The 11,963-nt window shown below is 61.9% G+C and carries 10 protein-coding genes and 1 pseudogene; 6 read left to right on the plus strand and 5 right to left on the minus strand.

Features of this window, described 5'->3' with window-relative positions; translation table 11 throughout:
• Positions 1 to 4 precede the first annotated feature (4 nt).
• Positions 5 to 1,576 carry a Hint domain-containing protein gene (locus A2I95_RS03875; RefSeq protein WP_291728040.1) on the minus strand — a complete coding sequence of 524 codons (1,572 nt, stop codon included), beginning with the start codon at positions 1,574 to 1,576 and terminating at the stop codon, positions 5 to 7.
• Between the two features lie 315 nt (positions 1,577 to 1,891).
• Between A2I95_RS03875 and dapE the strand changes: the two genes are divergently transcribed.
• Genes dapE through rnr form a run of 4 tightly spaced genes read left to right on the plus strand, consistent with a single transcriptional unit; the run spans position 1,892 to position 6,358 of the window.
• On the plus strand, positions 1,892 to 3,037 hold the full coding sequence (gene dapE, locus A2I95_RS03880; RefSeq protein WP_291728042.1) for a succinyl-diaminopimelate desuccinylase: 1,146 nt from the start codon (positions 1,892 to 1,894) through the stop codon (positions 3,035 to 3,037).
• Complete coding sequence (locus tag A2I95_RS03885; protein ID WP_291728044.1) at positions 3,034 to 3,459, plus strand: GNAT family N-acetyltransferase; 426 nt, start codon at positions 3,034 to 3,036, stop codon at positions 3,457 to 3,459. Before dapE ends, A2I95_RS03885 begins: the two co-directional genes overlap by 4 nt.
• Positions 3,456 to 4,028, plus strand: coding sequence for a TIGR04282 family arsenosugar biosynthesis glycosyltransferase (locus A2I95_RS03890; protein ID WP_291728046.1), 573 nt, complete (start codon positions 3,456 to 3,458; stop codon positions 4,026 to 4,028). The genes A2I95_RS03885 and A2I95_RS03890 overlap by 4 nt, the downstream gene beginning before the upstream one ends.
• Positions 4,029 to 4,078: 50 nt before the next feature.
• Entirely contained in the window at positions 4,079 to 6,358 is a 2,280-nt protein-coding gene (gene rnr / locus A2I95_RS03895) for a ribonuclease R (protein WP_291728048.1), read from the plus strand.
• Positions 6,359 to 6,392: 34 nt separating this feature from the next.
• On the opposite strand, the gene A2I95_RS03900 is transcribed toward rnr, so the two are convergent.
• Both A2I95_RS03900 and A2I95_RS03905 read right to left on the minus strand, forming a co-directional pair.
• Positions 6,393 to 6,815 (minus strand): DUF1801 domain-containing protein, encoded by a 423-nt coding sequence (locus A2I95_RS03900; RefSeq protein ID WP_291728050.1) that lies wholly within the window; start codon positions 6,813 to 6,815, stop codon positions 6,393 to 6,395.
• Positions 6,812 to 7,510: a glutathione S-transferase family protein gene (locus A2I95_RS03905; protein WP_291728052.1), complete on the minus strand. Its 699-nt coding sequence runs from the start codon at positions 7,508 to 7,510 to the stop codon at positions 6,812 to 6,814. The genes A2I95_RS03900 and A2I95_RS03905 overlap by 4 nt, the downstream gene beginning before the upstream one ends.
• A gap of 84 nt (positions 7,511 to 7,594) precedes the next feature.
• Here A2I95_RS03905 and A2I95_RS03910 point away from each other — a divergent pair, with 84 nt between their 5' ends.
• On the plus strand, positions 7,595 to 8,311 hold the full coding sequence (locus A2I95_RS03910) for a YafY family protein (RefSeq protein WP_291728054.1): 717 nt from the start codon (positions 7,595 to 7,597) through the stop codon (positions 8,309 to 8,311).
• Between the two features lie 49 nt (positions 8,312 to 8,360).
• Positions 8,361 to 9,698 (plus strand): lytic murein transglycosylase, encoded by a 1,338-nt coding sequence (locus tag A2I95_RS03915; RefSeq protein WP_291728056.1) that lies wholly within the window; start codon positions 8,361 to 8,363, stop codon positions 9,696 to 9,698.
• A gap of 97 nt (positions 9,699 to 9,795) precedes the next feature.
• Here A2I95_RS03915 and A2I95_RS03920 read toward each other — a convergent pair.
• Together A2I95_RS03920 and A2I95_RS03925 are read right to left on the minus strand one after the other, a co-directional pair.
• A pseudogene (locus A2I95_RS03920) lies at positions 9,796 to 10,641 on the minus strand (ABC transporter permease); the annotation flags it as partial.
• A 14-nt stretch (positions 10,642 to 10,655) separates the two neighbouring features.
• Positions 10,656 to 11,927 (minus strand): ABC transporter permease, encoded by a 1,272-nt coding sequence (locus A2I95_RS03925; protein ID WP_027257117.1) that lies wholly within the window; start codon positions 11,925 to 11,927, stop codon positions 10,656 to 10,658.
• Positions 11,928 to 11,963 lie beyond the last annotated feature (36 nt).

Below are 11,963 nucleotides of genomic sequence, written 5' to 3' on the forward strand. Positions count from 1 at the left end.
TGCGTCAGGCCGCCTGGATCGCGGCCAGCAGCCGCCCTTCATATGCTTTCAGCGCAGGCCGCGCCGCCGCGCTGTAACCCGCGCCGGTTTCCGGATCCAATTCCGGGAACAGCGCGCAGATCTCCTCTGCCACCGGCCGTTCGAACAGGTTGACGATCTGCGGGCCGGGCAAAAAGCTTTCAGTGGCCAGGCCTTCAGAATAGATCACCTGATGGCGGTCGAACATCAGATGCACATAGGTGACCTCGCCGCCTGGACAGCGGGCCACACTGCTCCCGTTAATCAGATCCTTGGCTGCCACCAGCACCTCTTCTTCGCCAAAGAACAGCTCGGCATGAGCCCCGCGCACCAGCACCCGGTGCTGCGGCGACACCAGCAGTTCACCATGCCGGCCAAACGTGTCCGCGGCAATGCGGATCGGCGCGAAATCATCTTCCGCCGCCACAGATCGTCCGCCAGTCCAGCACAGCACCTGCGCACCGTCGTCCCGAGTTTCCACCAGATCGCCAGGCATCAATTCCTCTACCGGCACCTCCCCATAAGGCGTCCGGATCCGGGTGCCCGCCACGAAACAGGGGATCGAGCTGGCATTGACAAAACCGGTATCGGAATTGACGCCATTGGTCACCTGATAGGTGAAATTGAAGTCTTCGACGTCGCCGTCGCCAACCAGTGTCAGCGTGCCATCCGCGTTCAGCTGCACCTCCTGGCCGGTGTTAAGTGTCACCACCGAACCGGCCGTGACTTCGGTGCCGTTGACATGCGTGATGGTCAGCGTGCCGCCGGACTGGTTCACGTCATTGGCCAGCACATCGATAGTCTTGCTGTTGTCAGGCGCCACAAAGACATTGTCGGTCATCGCCACCAGATCAGTCTGCACCGAATCTGCGGCAATCAGCAGGTTACTGTCGTAGCGGCTGTCGCTCACATCCGCGATGCCGATGCGGATGTCGTTCACCTCACCGGGATTAACGCGCATCGTGAGCGTCATGGTCAGGGTAAGCCCGTCCATCTCGGTGTTGAAATCGTCGCCTGCGTTATCGAGATACAGGTTCTCGTTGATAGAGGAACTGATGTTGCTGGGGTTGGCCTGTCCGTTGCCGACCTCCATCAGCACCTGCTCGCCGTTGACCCAGACTGCGACCACGTCCTGATAGACCGAATTCTGAAATTCCGGGAATTCCTCGGAGGAAAAGACGAATTGCATCGTCATCACATCTGAATCGGGGATGAAACTCACATCCAGGTAGGAGGCATCATAAGTATTGGTGCCAGCTGCGGCATTGAAATCCGCGTTGTTGCTTTCGCCAGGCGTGTTGGTCGATGTCTGGGTGGAGCGGTTGGGATCCCCGCCGGAGCGGGTGAAATGGCTGGCCCGCCCGGTCGACAGGATTATGCCGGAATCGCCGGGTGTTGCGCCCGGCGCCAGGGAATCGCCGCCGGAATAGATCGCCGAAGACTGGCTCCACCCCGAATAGGACGCCCCAACAACCGTGGCGCCATCGCCGAAAATGGTCTGCGCCATCTGCGTTGCAGAGGCGTTCGTCTGATAACTGAGTTCAGCGCCTGTTGCCATGATCTGCCCACCTCTTGCCTGTCAGAGGCCGGACAAACGAGAGAGACAGACTTGCGCCTGCCGTCAATCACAGTGGCGCCGCGGCTGCGCGCAGCTTGCTCCTGCTTGCCTTTGCGGCCCTTGTTGCTCGTTTGGTTGCCCTGCCTCGGGTCATTATTAACAAAGCCTTAACATAAAATTTTATGTGAGTCAGACTGGCGCGGATGCATCTGCAAAACCGCAGCTTTTGCGCCACAACCCTTGCCGCAGCGGTGAATTGCACCGCACCCCGATCCGCGCTAGGCCTGTGCGCACCCGAATTTCAGGAGCCATCCCATGCCGCAGACCGATCCCGCCCGCCTGACTGCCGACCTGATCCGCTGCCCGTCGGTGACGCCCGAGGAAGGCGGCGCGCTGGTGCTGCTGGAGAAACTGCTGAGCGGTGCAGGTTTTGAGTGCACCCGAACTGACCGAGGCGAGGTCAGCAACCTGTTTGCCCGTTGGGGCGCCAAAGGACACGTCAAGACCTTCGGCTTCAACGGCCACACTGATGTGGTGCCGCTGGGGGATGAGACCTCCTGGACCATGCCGCCCTTTGGCGCCGAGGAGAAAGACGGGCTCATGTACGGCCGCGGCGCCACTGACATGAAATCGGGGGTTGCCGCCTTTGCCGCTGCCGCGATTGATTTTGTGCGGAATTCACCGCCGGACGGCGCCATCATCCTGACCATCACCGGCGACGAGGAAGGCGATGCAGTGGACGGCACCACCGCGTTGCTGGATTACATGGGCCGCGAGGATGAGCAGATGTCCGTTTGCCTGGTGGGCGAACCGACATGCCCCAACGAGATGGGCGAGATGATCAAGATCGGCCGCCGCGGCTCATTGACCGCCTGGTTCACCATCACCGGCGTGCAGGGGCATTCGGCCTATCCGCACCGCGCCAACAACCCGCTGAACGCGATGGCACGGCTGATGGACCGGCTGGCCAGCCACAAGCTGGACCAGGGCACCGATCATTTCGACGCCTCGACACTGGCGGTCGTCACCATCGACACCGGCAACCCGGCCACCAATGTGATCCCGGCGCAGGCGGCCTCTACCGTCAATATCCGATTCAACGATTCTCATACGGGCGCCGGGGTGACCGAGTGGCTGCGAGGGGAGGCGGACAGGGCGGCCGCAGAATTCGGCGTGGAAATCGGGATGAAGGTCAAGATCTCCGGCGAAAGCTTCATCACTCCGCCCGGCGCGCTGTCGGATCTGGTCGCGGCTGCTGTTGAAGCGGAAACCGGCAGAAAACCGGACCTGTCGACCACGGGCGGCACCTCGGATGCGCGGTTTGTGAAAAATCACTGCCCGGTGGTGGAGTTCGGACTGGTCGGCAAAACCATGCATCAGGTGGATGAACGGGTGGAAGTGACACAGATTCACCAGCTGAAAGCGATCTACGCCCGCATCCTGCAGGACTATTTTGCATGACCCTGAGTATCTCCGTCACGGACGACCTGGCGGCCTGTTTCGCCCTGCGCGATCGCGTCTTTGTCGTGGAACAGGGCGTGCCGGCGGCACTGGATCGTGACGCGCTGGATGCCTCTGCCACCCACCTTCTGGCCGTTCAGGACGCAACCCCGGTGGGGACAGCGCGGATTGTATTCAACGATGACACCGCCAAGATCGGCCGGGTCTGTGTGCTGCCCTCCACCCGCGGCACCGGGCTTGGCGCCAAGCTGATCAAGGCGGCGGTGGACACTGCGCGGGCGCACCCGGGCATAGCCAGGGCCAAGCTGGGCGCGCAAGTCCATGCCATCGGGTTCTATGAAAAGCTCGGCTTTACCGTCCTTGGCCCGGTCTATGACGACGCCGGCATCGATCACCGTGACATGGTGCATGATTTCACGTGAAACCTTCTCTGGTGATCATGCTCAAGGAGCCGCGCCCGGGGCGGGTCAAGACCCGCCTGGGCCGCGGCATTGGCAAAATCCCCGCTACCTGGTGGTTCCGCCACCAATCCGCCCGGCTGATCCGCTCGTTGCGGGATCCGCGCTGGCAGATCGTGCTGGCGGTGGCACCGGACCGGGCGGTGGCGTCGCGGGTCTGGCCCGCTGCCCTGCCCCGCCTGCCGCAAGGCCGCGGCGATCTGGGACAGCGCATGAAACGGATGCTGCAATCCACCCCCGGTCCAGCGTGCCTGATCGGCGCCGATATTCCCGGCATCACCCCCGCCCATATCGCCCGCGCTTTCGCTGCGCTTGGTGATCACGACGCTGTCTTTGGCCCTGCCGATGACGGCGGCTATTGGCTGGCGGGCGCCAAACATCCCTCCCGCCTGCCCCATGACCTGTTCGGAAATGTCCGCTGGTCCAGCGAACATGCCCTTGCCGATACCCTGAAAACCCTGCCCGGACACCGTATCGCGCTGACCGACACCCTGCGCGACGTCGACACCGCTGCCGATCTGCCCCGCCGCTAAGCTGTGCTTTTCACAATGACGCCGACCCCGCGCCGTGATACGCGGGAACTATGAGCCGTATTCCCTCCAAGGCCGAAATCCTCGACTGGATCTCCGCCAACCCGACCCATACTTCCAAGCGCGACATCGCCAAGGCCTTTGGCATCAAAGGCGCCGACCGCATCGACCTCAAGCGGATCCTCAAAGAGCTGGAGGGTGAGGGCCACTTGCAAAAGCGCAAGAAGACTTACCGCGACCCGGACCAGCTGCCTCCTGTGACGATGCTGCAGGTAAAGGCGCCGGACGCGGATGGCGATCTCTACGGACGCCCGCTGGAATGGCATGGCGAAGGGGTGGAGCCGGTCATTCTGGTCCTCCCCCGCGCCTCAGACCCGGCCCTGGGCGAAGGCGACAAGATCCTGGTCAAACTGCAGCTGGTGCCGGATCAGGACCACAACTACGAGGCCCGGCTGATCCGCCGCATCGGCAGCAATCCGAAACGGGTTCTGGGCATCTTCCGCGCCGGTTCCGAAGGCGGGCGGATTGTGCCGATCGACAAGGCCGCGTCCAGCGAATGGATGGTGGCCCCGGATGCCATCAAAGGCGCCAAGGACGGCGAGCTGGTCGAAGCCGAACAAGCAGGCCCCAAGGGCCGCATGGGTCTGCCGCGCGCGCGGATCGTGGAACGGCTGGGCGATCCTGCCGCGCCCAAGGCTGTGTCGCTGATCGCCATTCATCAGCATGGCATCCCTGACCATTTCCCCGACCCGGTCATGGCTGAGGCAGATGCCGCCAAACCGATGGGCCTCAAGGGCCGCGAAGACCTGCGCGAATTGCCCTTGGTCACCATTGACCCGGCCGATGCCCGCGATCATGACGACGCCTGTTATGCCCATGCCGACGACGACCCTGAAAACCCGGGCGGCCATGTGATCTGGGTGGCGATTGCCGATGTTGCCGCTTATGTGCGCCCCGGTTCCGCCCTGGACCGCGAGGCCCGCAAACGCGGCAACTCCAGCTATTTCCCCGACCGGGTGGTGCCGATGCTGCCGGACCGGCTGTCGGGCGATTTGTGCTCGCTGCATGAAGGCGTGCCGCGCGCCTGTATCGCGGTGCGGATGCAAGTGGACGCCGATGGCAACAAGATCGGCCATCGCTTTGTGCGCGGGCTGATGCGCTCCGCCGCCTCGCTGCATTACGGCGAGGTCCAGGACGCGATGGACGGCACTCCGAACGAAAAAACCGCGCCCTTTGTGGAAGATGTGATCAAGCCGCTTTACGCCGCATATCAGGCTCTAAAAAGAGCGCGTGCGGTACGGGAACCCCTGGACTTGGACCTGCCAGAGCGCAAAATCATCTTGGATGACGCTGGTCAGGTCACCTCGGTTGCCTTCCGCGACCGTCTGGATGCGCACAAGCTGATTGAGGAGTTCATGATCCTCGCCAATGTCGCCGCGGCCGAGACGCTAATCAAAAAGCGCTCGCCGCTGCTGTTCCGGGTGCATGAGGAACCGGCGCAGGAAAAGCTGGAAGCCTTGCGTGAAACCGCCCGTGCAGCGGGATTGAATCTGGCCAAGGGCCAGGTGCTGCAAACCCGGCATCTGAACGCGCTGCTGAATGGCGCGGCGGGGACCGATGAGGCGGAGCTGATCAACATCTCCACCCTGCGGTCGATGCAGCAGGCCTATTACAACCCGGAGAACTTTGGCCATTTCGGCCTGGCACTCAAGAACTACGCGCATTTCACCTCGCCGATCCGGCGCTACGCGGATCTGATCGTGCACCGCTCGCTGGTCTCCTCGCATGGCTGGGGGGACGATGGGCTGGACGAGGCCCAGATCGAACGGCTGGAAGAAACCGCCACCCATATCTCTGACACTGAACGGCGCTCGATGATTGCCGAGCGGGATACGACAGACCGTTATTTGGCATCCTATCTCAGCGAACGGGTCGGCAATGAATTCCAGGGGCGGATCAGCGGTATTGCCCGGTTCGGGGCCTTTGTGAAACTGGATGAAACCGGCGCGGACGGGCTGGTGCCGGTACGCTCGATCGGGCGCGAGTTCTTTCATTTCGACGCCCAAGCGGGGACGCTGATGGGGGCCGATACCGGCATGACCCTGGCTATCGGCCAGCGGGTGACAGTGCGGCTTGTTCAGGCAGCGCCGGTGACCGGCGGGCTGGAGCTGGAACTGCTGGCGATTGAAAACCTGGAACTGCCCAAGGGCGGCGGATCCCGCAAAGGCGGACGGCGCAGCCCGGCAGGCCGCACCGTGAAGCGCAAAGCAGCAAAGTCCAAGCACAAGGCCGCCAAAGTAAAACGCAAAGTTGAGCGCAAACGCCGGGATTAAGCAACTGTCCCCGTGGGGACAGCCTGGTATTTTGTCAGGCCGGAATTTCCAGCGGTGGCCGGATACGGTAGGTCAGCGCCCGTTTGATCAGCCAGCCATGGCGAATGGGTTCGACCTCTGCCGGATCGTTGAACAGGACTGCGCGTGTGCCCTCGAACCGGTCCCACGCCGGGAAAGCGCTGGCAAACTCCGGGATTAGCCGGCTTTGGCAATGCACAAACAACGCAAAGCGCGCGCCCTTGGGCACCCCCAGCCGGATGGTGGATCCAGTCTTGCACTCCGGCGTGAGATAGGAGGGCTGGCCCCAGCGCAAGGCCTCCTCGACCTGGCCGGCCTCCGGTGTTTCAGCGGCAATATCAAAAATCAGCTGCCGGAGCCGCAGCAGCCCCTTCCGCGCCAAGGGATCAGAGACCGCAAAGGCGGCCTTGATCTCTGGAGTTGCAAAGGCAGGTTTCATGGCAACGGCACCGTCTCAAACACACGGTCAACATAGGGCTGCAGTACCGTATCGTCGAGGATGCGGCTGACCAGCGCGGTGCGGACAGGTGTTGTCCCCATCGCCTGCAACATGGAGGCCACACTGAAATCGGCACTGGAGATCTGGGCGCCAAACAGGAAATCCTGCCCTTTCAGCAAATCGGCGAGGGCCCGCAGATCCTGGTGCAGACGCTGGTTCCTTTCAGTCTCATTGAAACGCGCGGTGCCTTGAAACATCAGGCCGTTGTGCACCGAGCGGCGGATTGCGCCAGTCACCGGGCGGCGTATCAGCGCAGGGATTTCCTGAAAGTAACTGTCACGGATCGTGGGCCAGACCGCATCATTGTCCCAGCGGTCGCGCACCACGTGGAAATAGAGCGTATCTTCTGCCATGCGGATCAGCATCTGCGCCTGGGCCCGGTCCCGTGTGCCAAGGGCGGAATCAAAGTCAGCCCCCTGCTGCTCCAGCCAGGCGCGGATTGCATTGCTGTCCGGGACCAGCCCGCCTGGCGTGCGCAGCACCGGCAGCTTGCGATGCGGCATCTTGCGGGGATCGTTCAGGTCTTCACGGATCCAGCTTTGGCCGGAGAAGGCCAATAGTAGAGCCGCTTTTACGCAGAAAGGGCTGAGGCTGAAGACCGGACCGTTGTTGGGATAGGTAAGAAGGGTGAGCATGGGGATATCCTGTCGTTTCGGGTTGCGGACAGCCTAGATCTGCATAGTGACAAAAATTGTCATCAGGCGTAGAGAGAATGGGCTATGTCCCGAACCCACCGCCTTTTCCATTTGATGCAGGCCCTGCGCCTGGGGCCCGGCCCGCATACCGCGGCACGGCTGGGCGAGGAATTGGGAGTATCCGCCCGCAGCATTCACCGTGATATTGCCACGCTGCGCGAAATGGGGGCGGTGATCGACGGCGAGGCGGGTTATGGGTTTACCCTGATCGAGGACAATGCGCTGCCGCCGATGGGATTCCGCGACACCGAGCTGGAGGCGCTGGTCCTCGGGCTGCGCGAAGTTGAACAAATCGGCGATCCCGAGCTTGCCACCGCGGCCTCGGAAGCCTTGCGCAAACTGCAGGCACGGCTGCCGCCGCGGCAAGCCCACCGGCTGCGCCACGCGGTGCTGGCACCCTACCGGTTCGACCGGCCCATCCCGCCCGCGATTTCGGCGCAGGAGCTGCGGCAAGCGACTTGGGACGAAGTGGAAGTCCGCTTTGGCTACACCGATGGGCACGGTGCGGTGACCGAGCGGCAGGTGAAGCCGCTGAGCGTGGTCTATTTCGACCGCTCGACCGTGCTGATTGCCTGGTGCTGCCTGCGCGAGGCGATACGCGTGTTCCGGCTGGACCGGATGCAGGCTCTGGTGGTCACAGGGCAAAGCTTCCGTCCGCACCGGGTGCCGATGCTGCGGGACGCGCTGGAGCAGTTCCGCCAGGAACACCGGCAGGCGGCCCGCCGCACATGCAATGACTGACCTCTTTACCCGGACGGCGCCGCCGCTAGACTGGTGATGAGCAGTGAAAATGAGGTGCATCATGCGCAAATGGGTTGCAGCGTCCCTGGTAGCAGGCGGCGCCATGGCGGCAGAAGCCGCACCGGACAGTTCCCTGAGGCCCGCCCAGAGGCCAGGGTTGCTTGCACAAGAGGTGCAGGCTGAAGCGATTCAATTGGCTGCAGCCACAGCCATGAGACCAGCGGCAAGGCCGACCGCCGCCATCCAAGAGCCTGAGCTTGCCGCTGCTGACCTGAATTTCCAAGGCTGGATCAGAGCGTTCCAAAACCGTGCCAAAGCGCAGGGCGTCAGCGCACCGGTGCTGGACAGTGCCTTTGCCGGGGTCAGTTATGATCCGGAGGTGGTCCGCCGGGACCGCAACCAGTCGGAATTCACCAAGACGATCTGGGATTATCTGGACAGTGCCGCCTCTGAACTGCGGGTGAAGAACGGTAAGGCGGCGCTGCAGGCACAGCGCGCCCGGCTGGATCAAATCGAAGCAACCTATGGCGTCGAGAAAGAGATCGTGGTGGCGGTCTGGGGGCTGGAAAGCAGCTATGGCACTTTCCGCGGGAAGATGGATGTGATCCGTTCCTTGGCAACACTGGCCTTTGACGGGCGCCGCGGTGCGTTTTTCGAAGGGCAGCTGGTGGCCGCGCTGAAAATCCTTCAAGCCGGCGATGTTGCCGCCCGCAAGATGACCGGCAGCTGGGCTGGCGCGATGGGGCACACTCAGTTCATCCCGACTTCCTATCTGGATTACGCGGTGGATTTCACCGGCGACGGCAAGCGCGACATCTGGTCGGACAATCCGGCCGATGCGCTGGCGTCGACCGCGGCTTACCTTAAGAAATTCGGCTGGGTAAAGGGACAGCCTTGGGGTGTGGAAGTGTCCCTGCCCGAAGGATTTGACTATACTCTGGCGGATCGGGAGATCGAAAAATCATCTTCGGACTGGGCTGCGCTTGGCATCAAGGGGCTGGACGGGCGCCCGGTTGCCGATCACGGACCCGCAGCGATCCTGTTGCCCGCGGGCAGTGCCGGAGCGGCCTTTATGATATTTGGGAATTTCGCCGTCCTGGAACGCTACAACACCGCAGATGCCTATGTGATCGGCGTCGGCCATCTGGCTGACCGGATCAAGGGCGGTGCGCCGATCCAGGGCAGCTGGCCGCGCAGCGACCGCGCGCTGACCCTGTCCGAACGGGAAGAGATGCAGCAGCGGCTGACCCGTGCGGGTTTTGATACCGAGGGCATTGATGGCAAAATCGGACCAAAGACCATCGGCGCGGTGCGCGACTATCAGGCCGCCAAAGGATTGACGCCGGACGGCTATGCGTCCCTGCATTTGTTGCAAGAACTGCGGTGATCACGTCTTGAGGGGGCCAGCCCCCTCTTTGCCTTACGGCGAGGAGAATAAAAAAGGCCCCGGTTCGGGGCCTTTTTTATTTTATTCTATGTCCTGATCAGCTGGGCGACATGCCGCGCAAACGCTCGGAGCGGCGGCGCAGCATTTCCACCGTAGCCAGCAGCATGATGGAAATCGCCACCAGCAATGTTGCCACAGCCAGGATGGTCGGCGAGATCTGCTCACGCAAGCCGATGAACATCTGCCAGGGCAATGTCTTCTGCCCGGCTGAACCAACAAAGAGCACGACGACGACCTCGTCAAAAGACGTGATGAAGGCAAACAGACCGCCCGAAATCACCCCTGGCAGGATCAGCGGCATTTGCACCCTGAAGAAGGTGGTCACCGGATCCGCACCCATATTGGCAGCGGCGCGGGTGAGGGAACGGTCGAAGCCGACCAGGGTTGCGGTCACCGTGATGATCACAAACGGGATGCCCAGTGCAGCATGGGCGAGCACCACACCAACGTAGGTCCCCTGCAGGCCAATACGGCTGTAGAAGAAGTACATGCCCGCCGCGGAGATGATCAGCGGCACGATCATGGGCGAAATCAGGATCGCCATGATCGCCCGGCGGAACGGTACATGCGGCTGGCTGAGGCCGATGGCGGCGAGCGTGCCGAAGGTGACCGAAACAATGGTCGCCATCGGCGCGATCTTCAGCGAATTCCACATCGCAGACTGCCAGGAGTCGTTGCTGAAGAAGTCGCGGTAGTGCTTCAGCGAGTAGCCTTCGGGATCCAGCCGCAGCATCTCCGGTGTGAAGGTGAAGAAGTCCTGCGCATTAAAGCTGAGCGGGATGATCACCACGATCGGCGCGATCAGGAAAAAGAACACCAATCCGCAGATGACCCGAAAGGAATAGTACCAGGCACGCTGGCCGGTGGTTGCATAAGGAGGAAGTGCGCTCATGTCCGTTATCCCAGCTTCACGTTATCGATGCCGACGATCTTGTCGTAGACCCAGTAGAGAGCCAGAACGACCGCCAGAAGGATTGCGCCCAGTGCCGCGCCCAGACCCCAGTTGCCCGACGTCGAGATGTGGTAGGCGATCAGGTTCGAAATAAAGGTGCCTTTGGTGCCGCCGACCAGGGCCGGAGTGATGTAGTAGCCAACAGCCAGGATGAAGACGAGGATCGATCCGGCACCGATGCCCGGCACGGTCTGCGGGAAGTAGACCCGCCAGAACGCAGTCCAGTCGGTTGCCCCGAGGGATTTGGCGGCGCGCAAGTAAGACGGGTTGATGGTCTGCATCACCGAATACATCGGCAGGATCATGAAGGGCAGCAGGATGTGGGTCATCGCAATAATGGTGCCCAGCTCGTTGTTGATAAGAACCAATCGGTTGGCATCATCCACCAGCCCGATCCAGACCAGCGTATCGTTGATAACACCCTGCTGCTGCAGCAGGATTTTCCAGGCGGAGGTCCGCACCAGGAGCGATGTCCAGAACGGCAGCAAGACCAGAATCATTAGCAAGTTTGCCTGGCGCGTGGGGAGGTTCGCCAGGATCCAGGCAACCGGGTACCCCAGCATGATGCAGCTGAAGGTGATGATCAGGGACATCCGCATGGTGCGGATCAGCATGGTGTTGTAGATCCGCTCATTCTCGGGACGAACCTCGGGGCCTTCAGCCCCCAACCGCATATCGACCGCGTTCAGGAAATAGCCGGACGTGAAAGTACCGGAATACGTCTTGATCGTCCGCCAAAGCTCGACATCACCCCAGCCGTCGTTAAGTTCGATGAGTTTTTCACGGAAAGGACCGTCGTTTGCGATATCCCAATTCTTAACCTTGCGGCCGGACTTCCGGAACACAGACGAGAGACCCGGATTTTCATAGTTCAGACGCTTGGCAACTTTGGTGTGGGTCTTCACGTTTGCCGCCTCTTTAAGGTCGGCGGCCAAAGCGGCAAAAGCAGCCTCTTCTGGCAGTTGTCCCGATGCGGGGTCCCAGTCTGCCAGAACTTCAACCGTGCGGGGCAGTGTATCCTGGACGATCCGGTTCTCGACCGAACGGAACAGCATGTCCGCAACCGGGAGGATGAATGTCACAAGGATGAACAGCAAGAGCGGCGCGATCAGCAGCAGTGCGCGCAGCTTCTGCATGCGCAGCGCACGCGCCAGGCTGCGCTTCAGCGGCCTGCCGTCGGCCGCCAGCACCGGGCCGGATTGGGTAATATCACTCATTGGGTTCCCCGTCGGGTCTTTATTTTTTTGGGCAGG

The organism is Leisingera sp. F5, assembly GCF_001593695.1.